General features: G+C 72.2%; 31 protein-coding genes. 10 read left to right on the plus strand and 21 right to left on the minus strand.

What is annotated here, in order from left to right; genetic code table 11:
* Nucleotides 1-28: 28 nt before the first annotated feature.
* The 6 genes from SPRI_RS34600 to SPRI_RS34625 all read right to left on the minus strand — a co-directional run bounded on the left by SPRI_RS34600 (nucleotide 29) and on the right by SPRI_RS34625 (nucleotide 6,049).
* On the minus strand, nucleotides 29-679 hold the full coding sequence (locus SPRI_RS34600; protein WP_050791638.1) for a hypothetical protein: 651 nt from the start codon (nucleotides 677-679) through the stop codon (nucleotides 29-31).
* A gap of 469 nt (nucleotides 680-1,148) precedes the next feature.
* The gene (locus SPRI_RS34605; protein ID WP_005321432.1) at nucleotides 1,149-3,848 is read right to left on the minus strand and encodes a SpoIIE family protein phosphatase/ATP-binding protein; all 2,700 of its coding nucleotides are present in this window, start codon (nucleotides 3,846-3,848) and stop codon (nucleotides 1,149-1,151) included.
* A gap of 248 nt (nucleotides 3,849-4,096) precedes the next feature.
* Nucleotides 4,097-4,747 carry a phosphoribosyltransferase gene (locus SPRI_RS34610; protein WP_005321434.1) on the minus strand — a complete coding sequence of 217 codons (651 nt, stop codon included), beginning with the start codon at nucleotides 4,745-4,747 and terminating at the stop codon, nucleotides 4,097-4,099.
* Nucleotides 4,748-4,834: 87 nt separating this feature from the next.
* Nucleotides 4,835-5,323, minus strand: a complete 489-nt coding sequence (locus tag SPRI_RS34615; RefSeq protein ID WP_005321437.1) for a DUF5709 domain-containing protein — start codon at nucleotides 5,321-5,323, stop codon at nucleotides 4,835-4,837.
* 82 nt (nucleotides 5,324-5,405) lie between these two features.
* On the minus strand, nucleotides 5,406-5,636 hold the full coding sequence (locus SPRI_RS34620; RefSeq protein ID WP_037775538.1) for a DUF6480 family protein: 231 nt from the start codon (nucleotides 5,634-5,636) through the stop codon (nucleotides 5,406-5,408).
* A gap of 74 nt (nucleotides 5,637-5,710) precedes the next feature.
* Complete coding sequence (locus SPRI_RS34625; RefSeq protein WP_005321444.1) at nucleotides 5,711-6,049, minus strand: DUF3140 domain-containing protein; 339 nt, start codon at nucleotides 6,047-6,049, stop codon at nucleotides 5,711-5,713.
* A gap of 35 nt (nucleotides 6,050-6,084) precedes the next feature.
* On the opposite strand from SPRI_RS34625, the gene SPRI_RS34630 reads away from it, so the two are divergent.
* Both SPRI_RS34630 and SPRI_RS34635 read left to right on the plus strand, forming a co-directional pair.
* Nucleotides 6,085-6,933: a UdgX family uracil-DNA binding protein gene (locus SPRI_RS34630; protein WP_238996267.1), complete on the plus strand. Its 849-nt coding sequence runs from the start codon at nucleotides 6,085-6,087 to the stop codon at nucleotides 6,931-6,933.
* 207 nt (nucleotides 6,934-7,140) lie between these two features.
* Nucleotides 7,141-7,731: a hypothetical protein gene (locus SPRI_RS34635; protein WP_053557660.1), complete on the plus strand. Its 591-nt coding sequence runs from the start codon at nucleotides 7,141-7,143 to the stop codon at nucleotides 7,729-7,731.
* A gap of 72 nt (nucleotides 7,732-7,803) precedes the next feature.
* Here the strand turns inward: SPRI_RS34635 and SPRI_RS34640 are convergent, their stop codons facing one another.
* From SPRI_RS34640 to SPRI_RS34680, 9 genes are all read right to left on the minus strand, one after another.
* Entirely contained in the window at nucleotides 7,804-8,859 is a 1,056-nt protein-coding gene (locus SPRI_RS34640) for an NAD(P)/FAD-dependent oxidoreductase (protein WP_050791639.1), read from the minus strand.
* A 104-nt stretch (nucleotides 8,860-8,963) separates the two neighbouring features.
* On the minus strand, nucleotides 8,964-9,260 hold the full coding sequence (locus tag SPRI_RS34645) for a gas vesicle protein K (protein WP_005321453.1): 297 nt from the start codon (nucleotides 9,258-9,260) through the stop codon (nucleotides 8,964-8,966).
* 74 nt (nucleotides 9,261-9,334) lie between these two features.
* Entirely contained in the window at nucleotides 9,335-9,559 is a 225-nt protein-coding gene (locus tag SPRI_RS34650; protein WP_005321458.1) for a gas vesicle protein, read from the minus strand.
* The gene (locus SPRI_RS34655; protein WP_078951333.1) at nucleotides 9,556-10,353 is read right to left on the minus strand and encodes a GvpL/GvpF family gas vesicle protein; all 798 of its coding nucleotides are present in this window, start codon (nucleotides 10,351-10,353) and stop codon (nucleotides 9,556-9,558) included. The genes SPRI_RS34650 and SPRI_RS34655 overlap by 4 nt, the downstream gene beginning before the upstream one ends.
* A complete protein-coding gene (locus tag SPRI_RS34660; RefSeq protein WP_199782732.1) occupies nucleotides 10,350-10,736 on the minus strand; it encodes a gas vesicle protein in 387 nt (128 codons plus the stop codon). Before SPRI_RS34660 ends, SPRI_RS34655 begins: the two co-directional genes overlap by 4 nt.
* Complete coding sequence (locus SPRI_RS34665; RefSeq protein WP_005321463.1) at nucleotides 10,733-10,969, minus strand: gas vesicle protein GvpG; 237 nt, start codon at nucleotides 10,967-10,969, stop codon at nucleotides 10,733-10,735. The genes SPRI_RS34660 and SPRI_RS34665 overlap by 4 nt, the downstream gene beginning before the upstream one ends.
* 3 nt (nucleotides 10,970-10,972) lie before the next feature.
* Complete coding sequence (locus SPRI_RS34670) at nucleotides 10,973-11,692, minus strand: GvpL/GvpF family gas vesicle protein (protein WP_005321466.1); 720 nt, start codon at nucleotides 11,690-11,692, stop codon at nucleotides 10,973-10,975.
* Complete coding sequence (locus SPRI_RS34675; protein WP_005321468.1) at nucleotides 11,689-12,126, minus strand: gas vesicle structural protein GvpA; 438 nt, start codon at nucleotides 12,124-12,126, stop codon at nucleotides 11,689-11,691. The genes SPRI_RS34670 and SPRI_RS34675 overlap by 4 nt, the downstream gene beginning before the upstream one ends.
* Nucleotides 12,127-12,227: 101 nt before the next feature.
* On the minus strand, nucleotides 12,228-12,605 hold the full coding sequence (locus SPRI_RS34680) for a gas vesicle protein GvpO (protein WP_005321470.1): 378 nt from the start codon (nucleotides 12,603-12,605) through the stop codon (nucleotides 12,228-12,230).
* Nucleotides 12,606-12,887: 282 nt separating this feature from the next.
* Here SPRI_RS34680 and SPRI_RS34685 point away from each other — a divergent pair, with 282 nt between their 5' ends.
* The 3 genes from SPRI_RS34685 to SPRI_RS34695 are packed head-to-tail and all read left to right on the plus strand — an operon-like array spanning nucleotide 12,888 to nucleotide 14,842.
* Nucleotides 12,888-13,658 (plus strand): hypothetical protein, encoded by a 771-nt coding sequence (locus SPRI_RS34685; RefSeq protein WP_050791640.1) that lies wholly within the window; start codon nucleotides 12,888-12,890, stop codon nucleotides 13,656-13,658.
* 3 nt (nucleotides 13,659-13,661) lie between these two features.
* Nucleotides 13,662-14,150: a phage holin family protein gene (locus SPRI_RS34690; RefSeq protein WP_005321474.1), complete on the plus strand. Its 489-nt coding sequence runs from the start codon at nucleotides 13,662-13,664 to the stop codon at nucleotides 14,148-14,150.
* Nucleotides 14,126-14,842 carry a DUF3618 domain-containing protein gene (locus SPRI_RS34695; protein WP_005321476.1) on the plus strand — a complete coding sequence of 239 codons (717 nt, stop codon included), beginning with the start codon at nucleotides 14,126-14,128 and terminating at the stop codon, nucleotides 14,840-14,842. Before SPRI_RS34690 ends, SPRI_RS34695 begins: the two co-directional genes overlap by 25 nt.
* Here the strand turns inward: SPRI_RS34695 and SPRI_RS34700 are convergent.
* Nucleotides 14,791-16,383 (minus strand): transcriptional regulator, encoded by a 1,593-nt coding sequence (locus SPRI_RS34700; RefSeq protein ID WP_310650491.1) that lies wholly within the window; start codon nucleotides 16,381-16,383, stop codon nucleotides 14,791-14,793. The genes SPRI_RS34695 and SPRI_RS34700 overlap by 52 nt on opposite strands.
* A gap of 177 nt (nucleotides 16,384-16,560) precedes the next feature.
* Here SPRI_RS34700 and SPRI_RS34705 point away from each other — a divergent pair, with 177 nt between their 5' ends.
* Nucleotides 16,561-17,163 (plus strand): hypothetical protein, encoded by a 603-nt coding sequence (locus SPRI_RS34705; RefSeq protein WP_005321480.1) that lies wholly within the window; start codon nucleotides 16,561-16,563, stop codon nucleotides 17,161-17,163.
* A gap of 254 nt (nucleotides 17,164-17,417) precedes the next feature.
* Here SPRI_RS34705 and SPRI_RS34710 read toward each other — a convergent pair whose 3' ends face one another.
* Nucleotides 17,418-17,609 carry a DUF6381 family protein gene (locus tag SPRI_RS34710; RefSeq protein WP_037777336.1) on the minus strand — a complete coding sequence of 64 codons (192 nt, stop codon included), beginning with the start codon at nucleotides 17,607-17,609 and terminating at the stop codon, nucleotides 17,418-17,420.
* Between the two features lie 338 nt (nucleotides 17,610-17,947).
* On the opposite strand from SPRI_RS34710, the gene SPRI_RS34715 reads away from it, so the two are divergent.
* Entirely contained in the window at nucleotides 17,948-18,559 is a 612-nt protein-coding gene (locus SPRI_RS34715; protein ID WP_050791641.1) for a CAP domain-containing protein, read from the plus strand.
* A gap of 102 nt (nucleotides 18,560-18,661) precedes the next feature.
* On the opposite strand, the gene SPRI_RS34720 is transcribed toward SPRI_RS34715, so the two are convergent.
* From SPRI_RS34720 to SPRI_RS34730, 3 genes are all read right to left on the minus strand, one after another.
* On the minus strand, nucleotides 18,662-19,198 hold the full coding sequence (locus tag SPRI_RS34720; protein ID WP_005321486.1) for a GNAT family N-acetyltransferase: 537 nt from the start codon (nucleotides 19,196-19,198) through the stop codon (nucleotides 18,662-18,664).
* 61 nt (nucleotides 19,199-19,259) lie between these two features.
* Nucleotides 19,260-19,784: a GNAT family N-acetyltransferase gene (locus tag SPRI_RS34725; RefSeq protein WP_005321488.1), complete on the minus strand. Its 525-nt coding sequence runs from the start codon at nucleotides 19,782-19,784 to the stop codon at nucleotides 19,260-19,262.
* Nucleotides 19,785-19,951: 167 nt separating this feature from the next.
* Nucleotides 19,952-20,863, minus strand: coding sequence for an oxidoreductase (locus SPRI_RS34730; RefSeq protein ID WP_050791642.1), 912 nt, complete (start codon nucleotides 20,861-20,863; stop codon nucleotides 19,952-19,954).
* A gap of 86 nt (nucleotides 20,864-20,949) precedes the next feature.
* Here SPRI_RS34730 and SPRI_RS34735 point away from each other — a divergent pair, with 86 nt between their 5' ends.
* The 3 genes from SPRI_RS34735 (at nucleotide 20,950) to SPRI_RS34745 (ending at nucleotide 23,076) form a co-directional block, all read left to right on the plus strand.
* Nucleotides 20,950-21,489 carry a TetR/AcrR family transcriptional regulator gene (locus SPRI_RS34735; RefSeq protein WP_005321493.1) on the plus strand — a complete coding sequence of 180 codons (540 nt, stop codon included), beginning with the start codon at nucleotides 20,950-20,952 and terminating at the stop codon, nucleotides 21,487-21,489.
* Between the two features lie 140 nt (nucleotides 21,490-21,629).
* On the plus strand, nucleotides 21,630-22,121 hold the full coding sequence (locus SPRI_RS34740) for a hemerythrin domain-containing protein (protein ID WP_005321494.1): 492 nt from the start codon (nucleotides 21,630-21,632) through the stop codon (nucleotides 22,119-22,121).
* A 214-nt stretch (nucleotides 22,122-22,335) separates the two neighbouring features.
* Nucleotides 22,336-23,076: a restriction endonuclease gene (locus tag SPRI_RS34745; RefSeq protein WP_234020467.1), complete on the plus strand. Its 741-nt coding sequence runs from the start codon at nucleotides 22,336-22,338 to the stop codon at nucleotides 23,074-23,076.
* A gap of 166 nt (nucleotides 23,077-23,242) precedes the next feature.
* On the opposite strand, the gene SPRI_RS34750 is transcribed toward SPRI_RS34745, so the two are convergent.
* On the minus strand, nucleotides 23,243-24,196 hold the full coding sequence (locus SPRI_RS34750; RefSeq protein ID WP_005321498.1) for a YihY/virulence factor BrkB family protein: 954 nt from the start codon (nucleotides 24,194-24,196) through the stop codon (nucleotides 23,243-23,245).
* Between the last annotated feature and the right edge of the window lie 95 nt (nucleotides 24,197-24,291).

A 24,291-nucleotide genomic window follows, 5' to 3' on the forward strand; every position in this document is an offset into this window, starting at 1 on the left:
CGGGGACCGGTCCCGGGTACCGCTCGGGTCAGGAGGCAGGCGGCGGCGGCGCCGGCTGTCCCATGTGCAGCCGGACCGTGTTCCCGTCGCCCGGGATGACCAGGTTGATCAGCGGTGTGGCGAGCAGGCAGTGCTCGAACTTCGGGATGGTGTACGTGCCGGACAGCGTGCCGCCCTTGAGCGCGTTGAAGCCCGGTTCCGACGTCAGGTCGAGCACCGCCGGGACTTCCGTTCGGCACGAGCTGCCCACCGGCGTCGGAATGCCCGCGACCCGCAGGTCCTTGAGCCGCAGGGTGAGCTTCGTGGTGCTCCTGACCGCGCCCGTCTTCAGGTCGATCGTGCCGGTGGTCGGCTCGGTCTCGATGAATTCGGTGGTCACGCTCACGGGAATGGCGCCGATCATCTTGAACGAGCCCGGCGCGGGCGGGAGCACGGTGTCGGCGAGAAGTGTTCCGGCCTTGAGGTCCGCGGTGACCTTCAGGACGCCCGGACCCAGCGCAAGGTCGGAGCCGGTGCCGTCGAGGTGCGTGCTTCCGGTCAGTGGATAGTCGAGGCGGATCGGCACCGCGTGGGCGGGCCCCGAGGTGGCGACGGCCAGCCCCAGCCCCGCTGTGAGGGCGACGGCCCCGCGGAGTGCGGCTCTTCGCCCTCGGGACGGCGCGAATTTCGGACGCTTCATCACGGCTCCAGGATTCGGCGCTGCGGGCAGGGCGCGCAGACGCAGGGAATGAGGAAAGTGGAACGGTGCGGCGATCGGTGCGGCTGAACTGTGCGGCAACAGTGCGTGAACGGTGCGGCGATCGGTCGGTACGTGATTCTTGGCGCCGGGGGAGAGGCGCACGGAAATACCTCGGGAAAGTGCGTGGAAGACGTGTCCGCGGCGTGTTCGCGGGAAGTGCGACCGGACTCCCGCCCGGCCCCGGACCGTTGCGCGAGAGAGACGTTACGGACGGGTAACCCGGCAGGCAAGAGCGGCATTTCAAAATTCCGCGCCCCGGCCGCCGGAAGCCTTTTTCTTGTCGTCCGCTCAGCAGCCGCCCCCGGATTCTTGTCCGCGGGTGAGCGCCCGGGGCCCCGCGCCGCCCGTGCCACGGGCGCTCAGGACGTCGGACGCCCGCCTGTCACACACCTGCCTGGCCGGGCGCCTGTCAGAAGCCCGGCCCGCCGGGAAGCTGCCCGCCGGGCAGCGGCTGTTCGGTCCAGATGACCTTGCCGTCGGCCGTGTACCGCGTGCCCCAGCGCTCCGCGAACTGCGCGACCAAAAACAGGCCGCGGCCTCCCTCGTCCGTGATGGCCGCCTGCCGCAGGTGCGGCGACGTGCTGCTGCGGTCGGACACCTCGCAGATCAGCGCGCGGTCCCGGATGATCCGCACAAGGATCGGCCCGGCGGCGTAACGGATGGCGTTGGTGACGAGCTCGCTCAGGATCAGCTCGGTGGTGAAGGCGTCCTCCTCCAGACCCCACTCGGTGAGCCGTTCGGCCACCGCCGCCCGCACTCCGGCCACCGCCGCCGGGTCCGACGGCACCTCCCACTCCGCGACCTGGTCGGACGCCAGGACCCGCGTACGTCCCACGATGAGGGCGATGTCGTCCCGGGGGCGTTTTGGCACCAGCGCGCCCAGCACCGTTTCGCAGGTCTCCTCCGGCCCCTGCCCCGGGTGGTCGGCCAGCGTGCGGCGCAGCAGCTCGAGACCCTCGTCGATCTCCCGTTCCCGGTCCTCGACGAGCCCGTCCGTGTAGAGGACCAGCCGGCTGCCCTCCGGCAGACGCAGTTCCAGCGTCTCGAACGGCAGACCGCCGAGGCCCAGCGGCGGGCCGCCCGGCACGTCCGCGAACTCCGCCGTCCCGTCCGGGTGGACGACGACCGGCTGGAGGTGCCCGGCCCGCGCCATGCTGCAGATGCCCGAGACCGCGTCGTAGATGGCGTAGATGCAGGTGGCGCCGGTGACCCCGGCGTCCCCGCCGTCCTCCGACTCGTCCTGGTCGATACGGGCCACGAGCTCGTCCAGATGGAACATCAACTCGTCCGGCGGAAGGTCGAGGCTGGAGAAGTTGTGGACGGCGGTACGCAGCCGCCCCATGGTCGCGGCGGCGTGGAGCCCGTGGCCGACGACGTCGCCGACCACCAGGGCCACCCGCGCCCCGGGCAGCGGAATGATGTCGAACCAGTCACCGCCGACACCGCCGAGCCCGCCCAGGCCGGCCTGCGCGGGACGGTAGCGGTAGGCCACGTCCAGGGCGCTCTGCTCCGGCAGCACGCGCGGGAGAAGACTGCGCTGGAGCGTGACCGCCATCGTGTGCTCACGCGTGTAGCGGCGGGCGTTGTCGACGCTCACGGCGGCACGCGCCACGAGCTCCTCCGCCAGGGACAGATCCTCCTCCTCGAACGGCTCCGGGTTGCTCGCACGCCAGAACAGGGCCACGCCCAGGATCACACCCCGCGCCCGCAGCGGGACCGCGATCATCGAGTGGACGCCGTGCTCGAGCAGCATGCGCGCCCGGTCCGGGTCCTGTTCCTGCCACCCGGCCAGAGCGCTCAGGTCCGCCTGGAGCACCGCTTCGCCCTTGCGCAGCCCCGTCCCCATCGGCGTCGTCGGCACGAAGCGGATCACATGCCCCAGCGGATAGAGCGCCGTGTCCCCGGAACCGCTGAAAGCCGTGCGCCGCATGTTCGTGTCCGCGCCGGTGGCGGTCGGCTCCTCGCCACGCAGCACGGTCTCCGCCAGGTCCACGGTGGCGAAGTCGGCGAACCGTGACGCGGCGAACCGGGCGAGCTCCTCGCACGTACGGACGACGTCGAGCGTGGTGCCGATCTCGGTACCCGCGTCGTAGAGGAGCTTGAGCCGCCCCCTGGCCACATCGGCGCGCCCGGCCAGGGTCTGGAGCTCCGTGGTGTCCCGCAGGGTCGCGACGCTGCCCGGCGGACCGCCGTGCTGGTCCGTCGAGCGCTGGCTGACGGCCACGAGCCGGTCCCCGACCGGGATGACCTCGTCGGTCACGATCTTCCCGGACGACAGCAGACGGGCGGCGAGCGGGTCCAGCCCCAGCTCCGTCACCGGGGAACCGTCCACGTCCATCGGCAGTCCGAGCAGTCGGCGCGCCTCGTCGTTGGCGAGCAGCAGCCGGCCGTCGCCACCGACGATGATCACGCCCTCACGGACGGCGTGCAGCACCGCGTCGTGATGTTCGTACATACGAGTCATCTCGGCGGGCCCGAGCCCGTGGGTCTGGCGGCGCAGACGTCTGCTCACCAGGGCCGTGCCGCCCGTGGTCAGCAGCAGTACGCCGCCCGTCACACCGAACAGCAGGGGGAACTGCGCCTCGACGACGCCGCTCACCCGTTCGATGGTGATGCCGGCGGAGACCATGCCGATGACCTTGCCGTCCCGCCCGAAGATAGGGACCACGGCCTGGACGAGCGGGCCGATGGTGCCGGTGATCTTCTCGGTGAAGACCTCGCCGTTCCTCGCATGGCTCAGATCGCCGACGAACTTCTTGCCGATGCGGTCCGGCAACGGGTGCGTGTAGCGGATGCCGTCGGTGTTCAGCACGACGATGAAGTCGACGCCGGAACGCTCACGCGCCGCCTCCGCCTTGGGCTGGAGCACCGCGGTGGGATCCGGACTCTGCAGCGCCTCTTCCATCCCGGGGGAGTTGGCGAACGTCTCCGCGACGGCGACCGACCGGTTGCGGGCCTCACGCTCGCTGCCTGCGCGGGACTGGAACACGAGCGCCGCCATGGCCGCGGCGACCAGCAGCACCACGATCGCCACCTGCAGGAGAAAGACCTGACCTGCGACAGTTCTCATCCGCAGAACCGAGCGCGGGCGGCCGTAGCGTGCGGCCATGAGTTTCTTCTTCACCTCCGCCGTGAGCCGGGCGAACCGCGCGGAGCGGGGCGTGGACGGTCGTACGCCCCACCCTGCCGCGAGTCGCTCAAGCATGCCAACGCAGGTGGCCGTACCCAAGGTCTTTGCGGAATCCCGGAGGATCGGAACGCCCCGGCGCCGGCGGAGCGACCCCCGGGTACGCCCGGAGTACGCGGCAGGTGTGTCCGGTCAGGGCACACCTCCCGCGGCCTGTCCGCGGGCTCTGCTCAACGGCCGTCGGCGTGGCTCCGCAGGATGGTGATCACCTCGTCGTCGTCGACCTGGTCGAACCGCTCGTACCACTGCCCGACGGCGTAGAACGGCTGTGGCTGGTGCGGGCACAGCACCTCGTCCGCGTCCGCGGCGAGCGCTGCCGCGGCCTCCGGTGAACCCACCGGTACGGCCAGCATCACCCGGCCGGGCTTCATCTCGCGGACGGCGCGCAGTGCGGCACGGGCGGTGACGCCGGTCGCCAGGCCGTCGTCCACGACGAGGACCGTCCTGCCCGTCACGTCAGGGGCGGGACGGCCGCCCCGGTACAGGTCCTCCCGGCGGTGCAGCTCCGCACGCTCCCTGGCGACCTGCGGGCTCAGCCTGTCGGCCGTCAGGTCCAGCATGGCGAGGGCCCGCTCGTCGTAGAGCGGAGGACCCTCACCGGCCAGTGCGCCGACACCGACCTCCGGGTTGTACGGAGCGCCGATCTTCCGTGCCACGAGGACGTCGAGCGGGGCGCCCAGGGCGCGGGCGACCTCGTCGCCGACCGGTACCCCGCCGCGCGGCAGCGCCAGGACGAACGGGTCGGCCGGCACTCCCTCGCCGCGCTCGAGGAGCCGGCGTGCCAGATCGCGCCCGGCCTCCCTGCGGTCGTGGAACAACATGCCTTGCTCGCTTCCGCCCCGTGCCCGGAGCCGCACAGGGCTCGTGTCTGCACGGACGGCGCCGGAGCTGGTCGCATGGACCGGGCCCTAGCGCTCGCCCATGTCCTCGTCGTCGGTGACGTGCATCGCGGCCTCCTCCGCAGAGGCCGCGCCGCCGTCGATGCCGACATCGCGGGCCACCGTGTCGCTCGGCCGCCGGGGAGCGGGGTCGTCCGCGGCCGTGAGCCGTCCTGCCCTCGGTCCGCCGGCCTCGTCGTCGACCGGTTCGCCGGCGCCGTCCTCGAGGTCGCCGATGCCGTCGCCACGGGGCGGCTCCACGTCGGGGCGCTCCTGCGCGAGACGCTGGTCGAGGCTCTCGCCCTCCTGCTGCTCCTCGCCGGTGGTGCCGTACTTGCCGACGCCCAGCGGTCGCTCCGGCGGTGAGTAGCCCTCCGCCATCGTGTCGTCGAGACCCCGCTCGCCGATGACGTTCTGCATGTCGAGGTCGTCGCTGGGACGGTTCTGCACGTCCGAGTGCTCCGGCTGGTAGACGTCGTCGCCCCGGGCCTCTTCGTGCTGGGCTGCTTCGTCGGACATCGTGTTCCCTTTCTGCGACGTGGTCGAAGCCATGCGCGGCCACAGGGCATGGCGAGGAGGCCCGAAGGTGCCGGACCTCTGCTCAGAGGATCATGATCAGCGCGTAGGCCAGGAAGAAGGCGGCGAAGACCACGACGACGAGGCCGATGGCGATCATCGGGCCCTTCGCCCAGCCGCGCGACAGGTCGGCGGGCGGCCCGGTCTCGGAACCGGTGCTCCCCTCGCCCGGCGGCGTCTCACCGGGGGGCACGGTGTTGCCGGGGCGGACTCCTGGAGTGTTCCGCGGGTCAGGATCCGAAGGCTGACTGTTCATACCGGGCGAGTGCCCGGAATCCACCGAATCAACATCCCGGATCGCAGGACCTCGCGCACCGGCCGGGCCGACCGTCATCCAGCCTTCAGCGGGTCGTGTCCGAGGCTCATCAGCCGGTGCCTCCGGTGGGTGTCGTCGGTGGTCCCGGCCGCACCCTGCTCCTGCCGCTCCGCCTCGACCCGGTCCACCACCTCGTACATGATCCGGACGTCCTCGTCGGTGAGGTCGGTGCGGCGCTTCTGGAGTATCGCCAGGACATGGCGGCCGGTGGCCGGACCGGCCTGGTCGGGCAGCGGCTCGGTGTCCTCCCCGGCATCCTGGACCTGAAGCCAGGCGCTCAGCTCCTGCGAGGTCATGTTGACCACGCTGTGGAACTCGTCCCAGAGTGCGTCGAGTTCAAGGGCGTTCGTCATGAGCGGGCCTCCCGGTAGCTGATTCCAAGGGCTGCATGTACACGCAGACACGGCCGCCGGCGCCCGCCATGGTGACGGCGCACCGCGCGAGTACCGCCGGGCCGACCGGGTACCCGGCGTCCACCGGCGCGAACCTGCCGGAACGGGAGGCGAGGACGGTGGCCGTCGACGTCAACGGGGACAAGGAGGAAGCGGGACAGGGCTACGACGCCGGCCCCTTCGTTCCACGGCGCGGCGGCCTTCCGGCGCTGCGCAAGGCCGCGGCCGGCTGCGAGGGGTGCCCGCTGTTCCGGAACGCGAGCCGGACGGTGTTCGGTGCGGGCCCGTCCTCCGCGCGGGTCGTCGTCGTGGGGGAGCAGCCGGGCGACCAGGAGGACCGGCAGGGGGCGCCGTTCGTCGGACCGGCGGGCAGGCTGCTGCGTGAAGCGCTCGAGGAAGTGGGCATCGAGGAGGAGTCGGCCTACTTCACCAACGCCGTCAAGCATTTCAAGTTCGAACCCGCGGCGCGGGGCAAGCGCCGCATCCACAAGTCGCCCAGCCTGCGGGAGATGTCGGCGTGCCGGCCGTGGCTGGCCGCCGAACTGCGGGTGATCCAGCCGGAGCTGGTGCTGGCTCTGGGCGCGACCGCGGGCAAGGCCCTGCTCGGCGGCTCGTTCCGGATCAGCGAGCAGCGGGGCCTGCTGCTGCCCATGCCGCCCTGGGACGCCCTCGGCCGTACGGCCGTGTCCGGGGCCGACGGGCTGCCGGCCGAGGAGGCCGCCACGCACGGCTGCGTGGTCGGCACGATCCACCCGTCGGCGGTTCTGCGGGCGGACGACCGCCGCGCGGCCTACCGGGGCCTCGTCACGGACCTGCGGGTGGCGGCCGACGTGCTCGCTGCGTGACCTCCGCCGGCGCGTGGCCCGACAGGGCCGAGGCCGCCCGGCCCCCGGCCCTCGGCCCGCCGACGTCCGGGCCTTGGGCCGCCCGGCCTGCCGCGGCGGGCCGGGCCGGCCGGGCCTGCCCCATGGGGCGGGGGCCGGTGGTGGATACGATCATGCGTGCCGGCGACGACGGGGCCGGCCACCCCTCTTGTCCCCGAAGGAACCGGCATGTCGGCCAGCGCCGTGCAGAAGACCAGCGACCTTGCCCGCACGGTCACGGACGTTCTCCAGCCACGCAACGTGCTGCTTCTCGGGATGCTCGGTATCGGTCTCGCCGCCGCGGGCAGTTGGACCGGCCTGATCTGGGGGCTGCTCGGGGCTCTGTGCGCGGGCATCGTGCCCGCCGCGTACATCGAGCGGGAACGCCGCCGTGGCACCTTTGGCGACAGGCACGTCGTCGACCGCCGGCAGCGGCCCCCGATCTTCTTCGTGATCCTCGGCTCCATAGGCATCGGCGCCCTGGTGATGGTCCTCGGCGACGCCCCCGTCGGCATCCTCGTCGCGATGACCGCCCTGTGGGGGATGACCGTCGTCCTCCTCGCCGTGAACACCGTCTGGAAGATCAGCGTCGACTCGGCCGTGGCCTCCGCCGTCACGGCTCTCCTCTGCGCCGTCCACTCCCCGTGGTGGACCGCCGGGTACGTCCTCGTGGCCGCGGTGTGCTGGTCACGCGTCGCGCTCGGCCACCACTCCGTGGCGCAGACCGCCGCGGGCGCCGGGCTGGGCGCGGCCACCGCCGCGGCGTTCATGGCCGTGTGAGCTCGCGTCCGCCGGACCGGCCTCGTCGAGCCCGATGCGGCAGCCCGTGGCCCGAGGCCCCGGCGGACCGGGTCAGCCTGCCCCGGGAGCCCCGCGTCCGCGCTCGGCGCCCGCCCGCGCCAGGCCGTCACGCCGGTAACGCTCGACGGCCCGCCGGGTCTCCTCCGCGATCAGGTCCGCGTTGAGCGCGCCTGCCGCGCGGACTCCCGCGGCGGCGGCGCCGATGACCTGATCGGTCACGTTGGCGACGTTCCCGGCCACCCACACGCCGGGGACGGCGGTCGCACCGGTCGGGTCGGCGGCGACGTGGCTGCCGATCACCACGCCGTTGACCTCCTGCTCACTCGCCTCGAGACCCAGCCCGGCCAGGAAGGCGGCGCGGGCGGTGAAGCGGGGCGCGACCACGAGTGCCTGCCGGGCGATCACCTTGCCGCTCTCGAGCGCCACGCCGCTGAGCCGGTCGTCCGTGACCTGCACGGACGTCACCCGGCCGTCGACGACGGCGATGCCGCGGGCGGCCAACTGCTCGTACTCCTCATCAGAGGGCTCGGGGCCGGTGTGCAGGAAGAGCGTCACGTCGTCGCTCCACTGCCGCCACATCAGGGCCTGGTGGACGGCCAGGGGGCCGGTCGCCAGAATGCCGATGGCCTGGTCGCGCACCTCCCAGCCGTGGCAGTAAGGGCAGTGCAGGACCTCGCGGCCCCACCGTTCGACCAGCCCCGGCACCTGGGGAAGCTCGTCGACCAGGCCGGTGGTCACGAGCAGCCGGTCGGCCTCGACCGTCGCGCCGCCGTCGAGCACCAGGCGGAACCGCCCGTCCGCGAGCCGCTCGGCGCCGGCGACGTTGCCGCGGACGAGCTCGCCGCCGTAGCGGCCCACCTCGGCGCGGCCCGTGGCCAGCAGCTGCGACGGCGCCACGCCCTCCTGGGTCAGGTACGAGTGGACGTGGCCGGCCGGGGCGTTCCGCGGCCGGCCGGAGTCGATGACGAGCACCGAACGACGGGCCCGGCTCAGCGCCAGGGCCCCGCTGAGACCGGCGGCGCCACCGCCGACGACCACGACGTCGTAGCGCGGGCGGGCGGGAACGTCGTGGCCGTCGGTGAAGGTCTGAACTGTGTCTGTGGGCATGTGGTGTACCTCCGTTCGAGGAGATACTGCGCCCGATGCGTGCGGCACCGCAAAGATACTTGCCGAACCGGCAACAAGATCACCCTGGAAGGAGCTCCCCGGGCTTATTCCCCGCGCGGCAGCAGGGGACCGAGCGGGCCGAGATCGATGTTCAGGTCCCCGGGCTCGAGGCCGAACTTGTCGCGCAGGACGTCCATACGGTCCTCGAGCAGCATCAGCGTCACGCCGATGCGCTCCTCCTGGTCCTCCGTGAGCTCACCGGTGTCCACACGGCGCAGTGCCTGCCGCTCCATCAGCTGCCTGAGCAGCTCGACCACGGTCAGCACCAGCCTGGCGAGGTCCCGCTCCACGGTGTCCGGGTCGAGTTCCACCCGGCGGCGCCGGCTCTCGTCCCCGTTCACCGTTTCCGCCCGGCCCGCGGTCAGGTCGTCGATCCGCGCGGCGGCGTCTCGCGCGCTCCCGCTCCCGTTCGCGCTCATCGGTTCTCCTCCAGGTCCGGCCACGGCGAGGGCACCCGCGGACCGACCGAACTGATCAGCGCCGACAGATCGATCCTCACCAGGTCCACGTCGGCGATCCGCAAGGTGAGGTCGCCGGTCAGGACCACGCCGCCGGCGAGGAGCCGGTCCAGCAGGTCGACCAGCGCCAGCTCCCGCCGCGCCGCCGGTGAGGTGTCGTCGACGCGGCCGGTCACCGTCATGCCCCGGCCCGCCCCTCGTGCGCCTCCTGCCTCACCTGCCGCGGCGGCGCGTCCTGCTGCTCCGAGAGATCCGCGAACGAGTACGGCGCCCAGGGACCGGTCAGTTCCACCCGGACACTCGCGTCCCGCGGGGTCAGCCGCTCGACCTGTCCGACGAACGCGTCACTCTCCTCACGCCGCACGAGAAAGGCGGCGTTGAGCACGTTCACACCGGACGCCCGCGCGAGTTGACCGCTCTGGGGCCTGTGCAGCCGCTGCCCGTCCGCGCAGCGCGAAAGCTCCGTGTGCAGCTGCCGGGCGAGCGCGTCGGCGCGGGCCCAGTTCTGCTCACGGGTCTGCCGGCTCCGCATCCGACGGCGGAGGTAGTCGCGGCCGGGCGACGCCGTCCCGTCCCCGCCCCGGGGCGGCGGTCCGGGGGCCGGTTCCGCCGCGGACGCCCGGTCCGGCTCGGGGTCGGGCTCCGCGTACAGCTTCACGCCCCACTCCACGCGCCCCTCGAGTCTGTCGAGGTTCGTCGTGAAGCGATTGCGGCCCTCGTCGAGGAGCCGGCGCACCCCGTTCTCGCCGCGGCACACGGTCGCCAGCCGCAGCGGGACCACACCCGTGACCGCGCTGACGGCGCGGACCACCGACTCGTGCGCGCGGGCCGTCTCCGCCAGCCATTCGAGGTCCTCCAGGCGCCTGCGCAGGGGTGCCTCCTCGAAGTCCTCGGCCCTCACGTCGCTCACCACGGCGGTCAGGCCGCCGTGCTCGAACGGGCGGGCGACGGCATACACGTAGATCAGCTCGTTCATGATGCGTCCCGCTCCCGTCGATCGTGCGCGGCAGTCCCGGGCCGCCCGTCCGCCGGCTCCTGGCCGGCCGGCGAGGTCAGGGCCTGCAGTTCTGCCACACGGCCTTCCAACTCGGCGTTCCTCTGCTCGAGTTCACGACTGCGGGCGCCGGAGGAGAGCCCGGGGTCGTGCTCCCACCAGTCGATGCCCATCTCCTTGGCCTTGTCGACCGAGGCGACGATCAGCCGCAGCTTGATGGTGAGCAGCTCGATGTCGAGCAGGTTGATGCGGATGTCACCGGCGATGACGATGCCCTTGTCGAGGACCCTTTCGAGGATGTCCGCGAGGTCGGTACCGCCGCCGGAGTCGTACGGGCCGGGATGCCGGCCGGTCGCCATGGTCATCGTGGGCCTCCCTTCGCCGCCAGCCGCTCCAGCAGCTCGTCCTCGCGCCGGTCGAACTCGGCCTCGTCCATCTCGCCCGCCTCGAACCGTTCGACGAGCTCGGCGAGTTCACGCTGCACGGCGGCGGGGTCGTAGTACTGGCGCTCCGCCTCGGCGACCACCTGCCGAAGCACCCACGACGTGCCGCGGACCGGTGCGAGGGGGAGCAGCAGCAGTTCTCCCAGCAGGCCCATCGCTCACTCCACGAAGCTGTACGGAGGGAGCGGGCCGTTGACCTGGAGCCGTAGCTGCGGGTTGGCCTGCTGGAACGCCGAGACCGCCGTCAGGAACTCCTCGGCGCGGTCCCGCTCCACCAGGTACGACACGTTCGCCACCCGGCCGGAACCGTCCGGCGCCGGCGCCGAGTCGACGGCAGCGCCCTCGAGTGCGCGCTGCACCTCCGTGCGGTCCAGCTCCTCGCGCTGCCGCACGGCCTCCACGATCAGTTCGCCCAGCCGCATCTTGTCCTGCTGGCTGCCACCGCCGGCGGCCTGCTGGGCCAGGCCCATGGCGCGCAGTTCGGGGTCGTCGGCGAGGACGCGGTGCAGCACCGCCTCCTCGTCGTGGTCGGCCTTCACGTTGAACTCGTCCTTGCCGTCGATCGCTTGGAGCCGCTCGAGGTAGTGGTCCTCCCGCTCGGCCAGCACGGCGGCGACCGCCTCGTCGTCGGGTGACATGCCGCCGAACCGCAGGGGCAGTACGGCTCCGGCCGTGCCCGCCTCGGTGAGGACGTTCTGATGCGCGAGCAGATCGCGGCGCTTGGGCCGCAGTTCCTCGGTCACGTCACTGACCAGGGCGGCGAGCCGCCCATGGCTCAGCACCCGGACCGGCCGCGGCGGGTCTCCCACGCCGGGGGTGCGGGAGGCGCGTTCCAGGGCGGGGGAGTTGCGGGCGATCCCGTAGACGTACGTGCTCACTCCTGCTCCTCCTTACGGCGCGAACTGCTGGTGCTCCGCCGTGCCCGGGGCATGGACTCCTTCTCCTCCTCCTCGTCGTCACGGCCGCCGCCGAGCGCGTCCGAGATGCTCTGCGCGGCGCCGGCCAGTGCGCCCTTGGACTTGCCGCGGGCGCCGGACTCGGTGATCTCGCCGACGAGCTCGGGGAGTCCGGGGTCCTTGCTGTTGCCCGATTCGAGGTCGAGCCGGTTGCATGCCTCCGCGAACCGCAGGTAGGTGTCGACGCTCGCCACGACGACCCGCACATCGATCTTCAGGATCTCGATGCCGACCAGGGACACCCGGACGAAGGCGTCGATCACGAGCCCTCGGTCGAGTATCAGTTCCAGGACGTCGTACAGGCCGGTGCTGCCACCGCGGCTGCCCGAGCTCTGTTGTGCCGGGACAACGGTCATTGCTGTATGTCCTCCCTGTGTGAGGCCGTGCGGGAGCGCAGATCCGCGCCGGCACGGTCATTGAGTGGGTGGAGTGTCGGAGATGGGCCGGGTGCCCGGCCTCAGGAGGACGGGCGGTCGGCCCGTCCGCGCTCGTAACGCCGGGTCCGCCGGTAGGAGATCAGTTCTCCGTCACGGTCGACCTCGACCTCGTAGGAGGCGAGGAGACTCGCGGTGTCGGGGACGCGGGCGAGCTCGAGCACTTCGACGACGAGCTGCCAGCCGTCCTCCGTCCGGGAGAACGACGACACGGATTCCGCGGTCATTCCTGTCAGCTCGGCCAGCTGGGCCCCCGCTGCGCGGAGCACCTCCACCGCCCGGAGGGGTCTGCTGCCCCGTTCCCGGTCCGAACCGTTCGTCTCCGACTCCTCGGCGCCTTCCGCGCTCTTCGTGTCCGATGTCTTCTTGGTATCCGCTGAGTTCTCTGAAGTTCGTCCCATAGTTGCCTCAGGACAGCGGGTATCCGGACCCGCCGCTCCCAAACCCCTATGGGGGTTGCCCTCCCGGAAAAGCAGTGCGTCAGCGCCGGTCGGGGCGGCGTGGACCACGCCGTTCGGCGGCCGGGGACGGGCTCGTCGCAAGCAGCGCTTAGGTGGTATTTCAGCGGGTTTTTCCGCCTTTGAACCTTTCATTGAATTTCAGGGAGAAATATCCCAATGCAATGCCCGCGGCGGGGTACCCGCACGAAGGCAAGATCCGCATCGTGTGACGCAGGAGGAGTCTTGACTGACATCGACGGCCCCGACCGCAGGGACCAGAACAAGGCCGCGGCAGCAGCGAGCGCAGTACAGGACAGGACGGCGCAGGGCGCCCAAGTGGTCAAGGAGAATTCCTCCGGCGTGGCAGGCACTGCCAAGCAGCAGGCTGCGGGGGTCGCCGGCGAGGCCCGTACCCAGGCCAAGGACCTGGCGGGCCAGGTGCGCGGACAGCTCCGTGAGCAGGCGCAGTCCCGCACCCACAGCCTGGCCTCCGGTCTCCACCAGGTGTCCGACGACCTGATGGAGATGAGCAGGAACGCCCGATCGGGATCCGGTGTCGCCGGTGCGGTGCGCCGGATAGCCAAGGGCGGCGACCAGGTGGCCTCCCGGATCGAGAGCCGGGGTCCCGAGGGCCTGCTCGGCGACCTCCAGGACTTCGCACGGCGTAAGCCCGGCATGTTCCTCGCCGGTGCGGCGCTCGCCGGATTCGCCGTCGCGCGTGCCGGCAAGGGCATCAGCGCCGCGGGTTCCGGCGACGGCGGCACCGGCGACTCGTACGGCGGCGACGAACGCCTCGGATCGGGCCGCGCGGACACCGACGCCCTGTCCGAGTCGTCCCGGGCCGGACTCGGCCAACCGGATCCGCTGGACACCTACGGCCAGTCGCAGCCACCGCACTACACCCCCGGGTACGGCTCCGGAGAGCCTCCCGGTCCGGTGGCGACACCGCACACGCCGCCCGCGTACCCCCGCAGCCGGGACGAGGGCGGGAACCCGCCGGCGCAAGGGAGTTGAGTCGTGGCCACCATCTACACCGATCAGGCGCCGCCCACCGCGAAGCGCCGGACGGAGACGGGACGCCGGAGGGACACCGGGCGGGTCGTCGAACCGGCGGCCGTACAGCCTGGTGAGGAGCCGACGGTCGGCGAGCTGGTCGGAGAGATCAGCAAGGACCTGTCACTGCTGGTCCGCGAGGAGATCGAACTGGCCAAGGCGGAGATCAAGGAGGAGACCACGAAGGCCGGCAAGGCGGCGGGCATGTTCGCCGGCGCCGGTTACGCCGGGCATCTCGTCCTCCTCCTCGGCAGTCTGACCGCGGTCTTCGCCCTGGCCAACCTCATGGACTGGGCATGGGCGGCACTCATCGTGACCGCCGTCTGGGCCGTGGTGGGCGCGGTGCTCTTCGTACGGGGCCGCAAACAGATGCGGCACGTGAACCTCAAACCGGAACAGACCCTGGAAACCCTGAAGGAGGACGCCCGATGGGCACGCAACCCGACGAGCTGAGGAGCGAGGTGGAACACACGCGCGCCCACCTGGCGCGCAATGTGGACCTCCTTGCCGACAGGGTGGCACCTCGCAGGGTCGCCCGCCGGAAGGCGCATTCGGCTCAGGACCGACTCAGGGGGATCAAGGAGCACGTGATGGGCTCGGCCAAGGACACGAGGAGCAACCTGTCCTCCACGGCGCACGACGTCGCGGGCAGCGCCGGAGAGAGCGCGGGGCAGGTCGGCGAGAAGGCGAAGGACACCGCGGGCAGGGCCAGGGACACGGCGGCCGGCAAGGCGAAGGACACCGCCCACCGGGCGAAGGAGAAGGCCGGCAGGGCGAAGGGCACGGCCGGACAGGCGCCCGCCCGGATGAGGGAACAGACCCAGGGAAGCCCCCTCGCGGCCGGTGTCATCGCCTTCGGCGCAGGCATGCTGGCAGCGGCGTTCCTGCCGTCGTCCAAGGCGGAGGAACGCGTGGGCGAGCAACTGAAGGAGCACTCCGGAGAACTCCTCGAACCGGTCAAGCAGACCGCCCACGACATGCAGGAAGGTCTGCGGGGCCCGGCCAACGAGGCCGTGGAGGCGGTCAAGAGCGCGGCGCAGGGCGCGGCGCAGACCACGAAGGAGGAGGCGCGAGGCGCCGGACAGGACACGGCTCAGGGCCTGCGCGAGGCGGGCACGGAGGGAACCCAGCGACGCGAGCCGTAGTCGTAGTCGTGAACCGCACCGTCAGCCAGGGCACTCGTACGGAACGGCCGGCCGTCGTCGTCGATCCGTACGGTGCCCGTCCGGCCGCCGCTGGACCACCGCAGCTGCAGGTACCACTCGCAGTCGCACCTGACGGTCCGTCCGGTCACCAGCAGCACCTCGGGATCCGTCGCGGAGACCCGGTAGGGGAACGACACCGCGGGGATCGGCTCACCGGCGTCGTTGCCCGCCACCGAGCGGGCGACGGGCCGTGACATGTCGAGGTCGACGTCGAACATCCGAGGCGTGAGAGAGCCGCCGCAGCCCGAGTCCATCCGGTACACGTTGCGCGGTTCCGGCGTCCGGCGCGCAGCCACACGGACTTGGAGCGATTCGAGCACCACCGCTTCAGGTCCCTTGCCCTGCACGGTGACACGGACCGCGGTCTCGCCCGCGTGCCCGGCTTGGAGCGCCCGCGACCACTGCTCTGCATCGGCCTCGACGGGCGGCGGCGGAACGTCCGCAGGGGACCGGTCGACGAAATACGCGTGGCCGCAACCGTGCCGCCAGACGTGATCGTCCGTGACCCAGGTGAACGGCGTCCCCGTGAACGGCGCCGGCGACGACGGCCCGGCGGCGCCGTTCTGCACGACGCCGGGCCCGGACCCCTGAGGCCTCCCCGGTGCGCCGGGAGCCGGGGACGCCGTTGCGGACGCGGTCGGTGACGTCGAGGCGGACGGCCCCGGCGGCGCGGCCGGCGTCGGCCACGACTTGGCCGAACGGACCGCAGCCGGCCCGCCGCCTTCGGCCTGGGTCGTGGACGTGCGCTGCTTGCCGGAGCCGAGGGTGAAGCCTCCGAACCCGAGGACGAGGGCGAGAACGACGACTGCCGCCCCGACGGCGGCGTACGCGCGGCGGCGGCTGCGCCGTCGCGCGAGCGGTGAGGCCGTGGCGAGACGCGTCCCTTCCGCCGCCGGTGACTTCCGTACCGCTGCCTGCTCCCGCTCCGGGTCCTCCTGCTGATCACTGTCGTCGGGCCCGGCCGCTTCCGCGTCGCCGTCGTGGTCGGGGCCGGCGGCATCGCCGTCGTCGTCTGGGCCGGGGGCCTCGCCGTCGTGATCGTCTTCGGGCCCGGCCGCTTCCGCGTCGCCGTCGTCTGGACCGGGTGCTTCCGCGTCGCCGTCGTCGTCTGGGCCGGGGGCCTCGCCGTCGTGATCGTCTTCGGGCCCGGCCGCTTCCGCGTCGCCCTCCTTGTCCGGCACCCCTGTCCTTGCCGCTCGTTCCTGACGCGTACCGCGCGCGGCGTCCGCCAGGACCCACAGCCGGTGCAGCGCCACGAGCTCATCGCCCCGGCACCCGCAGATCCGCGCCAGCCGCTCGACCGGCGCGAACTCCATCGGAACGGTCCGGCCGGAGCAGTACCGGTGCAACGTCGACGCGCCGACGCCCACCCGGCGCGCCAGCGAACCGTAGGTCCGGCCGGAACGCTCGCGCAGCTCGCTCAGCTTCCGGGCGAATGCCTTTGTCTCCTCGGGCGCGTCGTCCATCGGGGCTTCCACCACACCCGCTCCTCCCGTCCGGCCGTTTCAGGAGGCGTTTCACCCCGCTCGACAAAGGCCACGTCGCCGGGGGTGGAATGGTTCCACCGTTCCCGAACGGCGCGCGGTCCTTGCAAGTGCCCCTCCCGGCGCCCAGTCTGGCGATCGATCAGCCACATACCTACCGGGGGAAGAATCTTCATGAACCACATCCGCTCCGCCGCCGTCACCGCGCTGGCCCTGGCCGTGGCCGCCGTCCCGCTCACCACGGCCGGCGCCGCTGCCGCCCCGCTCCCGGCCTTCCTCTCGGCCGCGCAACTGCCCGCCTCCAGCACTCCCTGGCAGGCCGACCCGGTCCGCAACGGACTGCCGGAGATCGGCTCCGTGTGCACGGCGGGCGTCACGCCGAAGGCCTCCACCCGTTACCGGGACTTCCGGACCGAGCTGGACACCACTGCCCGCCAGACGACCACCGTCGCGTCCACCACCGCCAAGGCGAAGGCGCTCGCCGAGAAGCTCCGTTCCTCGATCGAGACCTGCCTGGACCGGCTGAAGGCCGAGGACCCCGGGCTGGAGGGCGAGGCGCTTCACCACGGAGGCATCGACGTCGAGGAAGGCGCACACGTCTACAGCATCGACACCTCCCACCCCGACGTCGGCTCCACGGACATCGCCCTGTACTCGGTCGGCCGTGACGGCCGCGCCGTGACCGTCGTCGAGTGGGGCCAGCTGGGTGACCTCGACGGGGCGCCGCTGGAGGGCTTCAAGAAGACGACGGCCGTCGCCGTCGCCAAGCTCTACTGACACCGTCAGTGGGCCGCGGCGCGGCCGGCCGCGCGACACCTGGGCCGGCCCCCGCACCACGGGGGCGGGGGCCGGCCCGGTGACGACGGCGACCGACCGCGCCGGCCCTGCCCCACGGCGGGTCCGCAGGCGCGCGGCCGCATGGTTGCGGGGACCGGCTCGGCGCGCGACGGCGGGACCACGAGACGCTGCCCGGTCGGCCGGTCCGTGAAGGACCGGCCGACCGGGCAGCGTCGAGCCGACTGCGGTGTCGACTACTGCGGCGGGTAGATGTCGCCGCCGCCCATGCTGCTCTCCTGCTCGCTCTGCGACTGCAGCCGCTTGGCCTTCTCCTCCAGGCGCTGACGCTCCTGGGGATCGGTCGCGCGCTCCGCGGCCTGCTTCAGCTCCTGCGCCTTCTCGCGCATCTGACGGGCACGGCCGCCGGACTCGCCTGCAACGCTCATGATCATCGCTCCTTGCGGTAACTCGGAAGAGCGGGCCCGACCAGCGAAACAGCGCCGGCCGGCAACCGCATCCCGAAGCGTCACCCGCTGTGACCGGCGCAGTTCACCGACGTCGGGCCCGTCCCCCGATGTGCTCAACGCGGGCGTGGGGGCAGGGCGGAACGGCACGTATGTGAAACCCTCGCCGCGGCGGCGTTCCCTGTGGACCGTGCTCCGGCGGCCGTGTGCTGTCCTCCGCCGTCAGCGCCGGTGTGCCGTCCTCCGTCCGACGCCGTCCGCCCCCGAATGCCGTCCTTCGGCCGTCGCGTCGAGGCCGAGCCGTGGAAGGAGAAGCCCCCATGGACCCCGGCCCGCAGGCAGGCCGACCACGTTTGTTCCGCGTCGTCCTGGCTCTCGCGGCAGGAACGGTCCTGCTCGCCGCCGTGGCCGTGGCGGCGTTCATGGTGTCGGCCGGCACGGGCACCACGGACACGGAGGCCACGCCCGCTCCCGGCGATGCCGTCGACGGCCCGACCGACACCGCGGCGCCGCTGCCACCCGCCGCCGGGCGGGCCCTCGTCAGCCGGACCGCGCGGATCACCGCCCTGGTGAACGCGGAACGCGACAAGGCGGGTTGCCCGCGGCTGGCCGTGGACGCGCGGTTGGAGAGTGCGGCGCGTGCCCACGCCGATGACATGGCAGCCCGCGGCTACTACGGCCATGTCGGCCCGGACGGCCGCGACGGCGGAAAGCGCATGACCGCCGCCGGCTACACCTGGAGCCGATGGGCCGAGAACATCCACCGCGGCCGCGTCGACCCCTCAGCCGTGGTGGCCGACTGGCTGCGCAGCCCCGAGCACCGCGAAAGCATCCTCGACTGCCGCTTCGAGGACATGGGCGTAGGAGTCAACACCGGGCCCGGCGGCCCCTGGTGGGTCCAGGACCTGGGGACCCGCCGAGGAGCTCGGTAGCGACCGGGCCGGCCCCGGTCCGGCGCGTGTGCGGGGACGGTCTCGTGACGTGACGTGAGGTCACGAGACGCCGCCGGTGGTCGCCGATGTGCTGCCAGGCCGTCAGCGGACCCGCCGGGCCAGCACCTGCCCCGGCCAGGACCCGGACAGGAAACGGTCGGTGGGGGTGAAGCCGTTGCGCTCGTAGAAGGCGACCAGTTCGCCCCCGCCGCCCGCCCAGCAGTCGACCCGCAGCAGATCCACACCTGCCCGCCGGGTCTCTTCCGCGGCATGGGCCAGCAGCGCCGCCCCGATGCCCCGACCGGCGTGCCGCCGGTCGGAGACCAGCAGCCGGACGTACCGCTCGGGTTCACCGGCCGGAGCGATCGGCATCTGCGGGCTGGGCCCGGAGTCGAGCACCAGGGCCCCGACGGGTGTTCCGTCCAGTTCCGCGATGTACGGAGTGTTCTCGGTCGTGTACCGCTCGACCCGCTCCACTCCACCGGGGTTCTGCGAATACGGTGTGGTGCCCCACTGCTCGGTGTTGCCTCGATCGTTCATCCAGGCGACCGCGGAGTCGAGCATGTCGAGAACGGCCGGTGCGTCGGCCAGGCTGCCTGGTCTGATCCGTATGCCGTGTGCTGTGGTGTCGTCGTTCACGGCGGAAGCCTACGACCGGGTCCACGATCGAGGTCGGCCCGGTGGTCGTTAAGGGGACCGGCTACGGGGCGGATGCCGTGGGCGGACGCACCATGAAGACGTCGATCGGGTCCTGGGCTTCGACGACGAATCCGTGGCGCTCGTAGAGCCGGCGGGCAGCGCTGCCCTGCAGGACGTCCAGAGCCACGGTCAGGCCCTGCTCGTCGGTCCGTTCCAGCAGCGTGCGCAGGACGGCGGACCCGAGCCCTCGGCCCTGATGGCGCGGAGCAAGGTAGAAGTGCTCCAGCCACTGCCTGTCTCCCGCGGGCCGGACCGTGACGCATCCTGCGAGTTCGTGCCCGATCACGATGATCGACGTGTGCTGTGTGGAGAAGGAGTCCCGCAGCCGCTGCCGGACCCGGTGCTCGTCGTAACGGCCGAGGCGTTCCAGGTCCGGGCGCATGACCGTGGCGCGCAGCTCCGCGATCTCCTCGACGTCCGCTGCCACCGCACGGCGCAGCACCCAGCCGGTGCCGTGCGCCGACGCGGTCCGTTCCGGCACCGGCACGTCCGCGCGTGTCCCGCTCCCCACGACCCCGGCATCCATGGGCCGGAGTATGTCAGCCGCCCGCTCCGACCAGGCACTTGGGTGTCTCGCCCGCCCAAGTGCCCGTGGCTGTCCCGCCTTTGCTCGCGAACCGGGTCGTGCACGTCGTGAACGCGCACCGGGCGGCCAGGGCCCTGCGGTCGACGCGGAGGACCGGTACACCCGGGTCACGCCAGCGGGTCGGTGACCTTCGCGGGCGACAGCAGGTCGAGCGAGAGGTCCCAGAGACGGCCGGCGAGGTCGGCCCGGCGTGCCGTGCGGCTCGGCGTCTCGCGGACGGCACGGCCCGAGACCAGGCGACGGGGGCCGTACAGGGCGCCGTTGACCGCGGCAGGGTCGGTCGCGGCGCGCAGCGTGGGCCATGCCCCGGCGGCCGAGGGCTGGGCGGCGATCCTGTCGGCGACCGAGAGCAGACGCGCCTGGAAGCCGGTGTCCTTGCCGAGTTCGGTGACGGCGTAGCCGGGGTGGGCGGCGAGGGACAGCGCCCCCCGGCCCTCGTTGCGCCTGGCGAGTTCGGCGGCGAAGAGCATGTTCGCCAGCTTGGACTGGAAGTACGCCGTCCAGCGGTTGTAGCGGCCGCGCCGGAAGTTCGGGTCGTGCAGACGGATACGGCCCGGACGGTGGCCCATGCTGGTGAGGGTGACCACCCGGGCGCCCGGCGTGGTGTTCAGCCGGGGCAGCAGGCGAAGCGTCAGCGCCATGTGGCCGAGGTGGTTGACGCCGAACTGGGTCTCGAAGCCGTCGACGGTGCTGGACCGGGGGACCGCCATCAGGCCCGCGTTGTTGATCAGGAGGTCTATGCGGTCGTCGGGCAGCGCGTCGGCGAAGCCGGCGATCGACGCCTGGTCCGCGAGATCCAGGGAGGCCGTGCGCAGACGGCCTGGATCGATGCCGCCGTCGACGAGCGACCGGCGGGCAGCGGCGGCCTTGTCCTGGTTGCGGCAGGCCATCACCACGGCCGCTCCGCGCCGCGCGAGTACGCGGGTCGTGTCGAGACCCAGCCCGGTGTTGGCCCCGGTCACCACGGCGACGGTGCCCTCGGTGAGGTGGGGCACGTGTTCTTCGGTCCAGCCGGTCATGGTGCATCTCCCTAACCTGAACATCGGTTCACCATTTATAGTGAACCCCGGTTCATGTTTGGTCAAGCGAAGGTGAGGAGAGCGCCATGGTCCGGGCCGACTCGGCACGCAATCGGCAGAGCATCCTCGACGCCGCGGGGACACTGCTCGCCTCGCACGGCGACGCCGTCGGCATGGACGAGATCGCCGCCACGGCAGGAGTGGCCGTGGGGACGCTGTACCGGCACTTCCCGACGAAGACCGACCTGATCGCCGCCGCGGTGGCCGGACTGACGGAGCGGCTCGTCGCAGACGTCCGGGCCGCGGCCGACCGGGTCGACAGCGGCGCCGACCCCGTCGCGGAACTCCGCGGCCTCCTCGAGTGGCTCATCCGGAAGCCGGCCGCCGACAAGGCGATCAAGGCGGCGGCCGCAGGCCTGGCGGCCGATGCCCTGCAGGAGATGGAGAGCCGCGGTTTCGCCGAGCTCGACCGCATCACCGTCGCCGCCCACGCCAGAGGGCTCCTCCGTCCGGACATCACCACCACGGACTTCGCCCTCATCGCCGCGACCGCACCGGACGACTCGCTGCCCGAGGCGGCCCGCGACCGCTGGATCGAACTGGCACTGCGCTCCGTCGTCGCCTGAGGCCCCTCCGCCGCCGCTGTGGCCGCGCGCACCCTCAACGGCCCGCCGGTGGTGCCGCGCTCGCCGCAGCGGTACGTCTGACGTGCGCGGACGGGGGTATGTGAGCGGGCGGACACCCCCCAACGACCCGAGGAGCCGATATGCCGTCAGCGACCAACGACGTCGTCGAGCTGATTCTGGCTGACCACCGCCGGATGGAGGAGCTCTTCCGCACCCTGCGCAGCGCCGAGGCCGACCGCGCCGCCGCTCTGCGCGAGTTCTCCGCCCTTCTCGTCGCCCACTCGGAGGCGGAGGAGGGCGAGGTCTATCCCGCCCTGCGGCGCTACAAGAACGTGGACGGCGACGACGTGGACCACGGCGTCCACGAGCACGAGGAGGCCAACGAGGCATTGCTCGCACTGCTCGAGGTGGAGGACACCCGATCCGAGGAGTGGGAGGAGAAGCTCGAGGAACTCGTCACGGCGGTCAACCACCATGTGGACGAGGAGGAGCGCACGCTGCTCAACGACACACGCGAGAACGTCGCTGACGACCGCCGGGCCGAGCTCGGCAGGGCTTTCCGCGAGGCGCGTGCCAAGCACCTGGACGCCGACTGCGGCAGCGTCGACCACGTACGCGAACTGGTCGGCTGACATACCCGGCCCGGCTGTTCGTACGGCCGGACCCCGGTGCGTGCACCCGGTGGTTCCCGCCGCCGGACCCGGCCGGTGAAAGCCGGCAGGCGGGGCATACGGCCTGCATGAGTGATCTTGTAGCTGCCGCCACGGGCGGTGACCACCGAATATGACCGTTCCCTTCAGGCGCCCCGCACGCGGGCAGCGGAAAACGGCTTTCAGCCTCCGGCAGTTGGTCCTCTTCTTCGGCCTCGTCGCCATCGTGCTGTGCGCCGTGGGGCTCACGCTGAAGCTGATCGTCAGGGCGGCGGAGGAGCGGCCCGCGACGGCGGTCGCCGTCGTCGCCGCCCTCGTCCTGGCCGGGGCCGGGCTGCGCAGCGCCCGCCGTCGTCGCGCGGCAGCCCGGCTCGCCGAGGACCTCACGGACCTCACCCACCACGTCGCCTCCACGAGCACGGCGGAGGAGGGGCTGATGCCCGGCCCGGTGCCAGAAGGCGAGGAAGTTCCGACGACGTTCGCAGCGGACGATCTCGCGGCCATGGATCCCGACAGCTTCGAGCAGGCCGTCGCCGCACTGTGCGAACGTGACGGCTGCCGGGACGTCGAAGTCGTCGGAGGCACGGGCGATCTCGGCGCCGACGTGATCGCCACCACGCCCGACGGGAGGCGCCTCGTCATGCAGTGCAAGCGCTACGGCCCCATGAACAAGGTCGGATCCCAGGAAGTGCAGCGCTTCGGCGGCACATGCTTCGCCGTGCACGAGGCGGACGTGGCGGCCGTCGTGACCACGGGCGAGTTCACGCAGCCGGCGACCGAGTACGCCGGCCGGTGCGGGATCCGGTGCTTCGACCACCAGAGTCTCGTCGCCTGGACCGACGGCAGCGGTCCCGCCCCGTGGGACACCGAAGCGCTGTCGCCGCCCATCGTTCCAGGGCCCGCCCAGGAGACGGGGGACAGCCTCACCGGCAGTTGACGCACGCGGGCCCGCCCCCGGACGAACCGAGAACCGTCAGAAGGCCCCGCCCGCGGGCGGGGCCGTGGCATGCCGCCTCCGGACGGGGGCTGAGGCGGCATCAGCCGTCCACACCACTGCCGTCCGACGACGACACCGGTTCAAGGAGCAGGAGCCGCCTGCCGCGTCACGCGTATTCCTCGTGGACGGGCTCCGCGTCGCCGGCGCGCGCCGCCTCGAGCTGCGCGGCGAACGCGAGACCGAGGAACAGGGCGACACCGGTGATGTTCGCCCACAGGAGCAGTGCCATGAACGCCGTGAGCGGCCCGTACACCGCGCCGAACGAGCCGCTGCGCTCGACGTAGAGGGCCAACAGCCACGTCGCGGCGATCCACAGGGCCAGGTGGATCGCGGAGCCGAACGCGAGCCAGGTGTAGCCGGGTTGGACCCGGCGGGGCGACCAACGGAAGATGACGGCCGAAGCCACCCACGCCATGGTGATCCCGAGCGGAATCTGCAGCCAGTGCCACCACCCCGGCAGGGTGCCGCCGCCGAACGCGTCGACCGCGGCCTGGGCGATGGTGTCACCGGCGACCAGCACGAGGAAGCCGAACGCCATGGGCGCACCGGCCGCGACCGAAAGGAACAGGCTCCTGCCGTACTTGGCGGTGAAGGGCCGGTCCCGCTCCACGCCGTAGATCCGGTTCGCGCCACGCTCCACCTGCGCCATCGCCGACACCAGGCTGACGACGGCGAACCCGAGCCCCAGCCACATCGCCACCGCGCCCCCGGTGTTCGCTCCGGCGCTGCGCCGCCCCTCCGCCAGGGCGTCCTCGATCAGCCGGGAGCTCGCGCCGGGCGCGATCCGGGTGAGCACGAGTTCGACGGTGCGGCCGACGCTCTCGGTATGGAGGGTCGCCGCCAGGCCGACCAGGGCGATCGTGAACGGCACCACCGCGAGGGCCATTTGGAAGGCCACCGCGCGAGAGTGGCTGAAGCCGTCGGCGTAGCGGAAGCGGACGAAGGCGTCGACGAACAGATCGCGCCCGCCGTACTGTCTCAGCGCCGCCCACGCCTCGTCCCCGGAGAGTTCCTCGCCGGCCATGTCCCGTGTCTGCGGGACACGCTTCGCACTGCCCATTCGTCTCCGCCCTCGGCTCCGCGGCTGCTTCCCGGCCAGGTCCGGGCCCTTGGATCACACTTCCCGGCAAGCGCTCGATTATCAGGGATCCGGTC

Source organism: Streptomyces pristinaespiralis (assembly GCF_001278075.1).
GTDB lineage: Bacteria > Actinomycetota > Actinomycetes > Streptomycetales > Streptomycetaceae > Streptomyces > Streptomyces pristinaespiralis.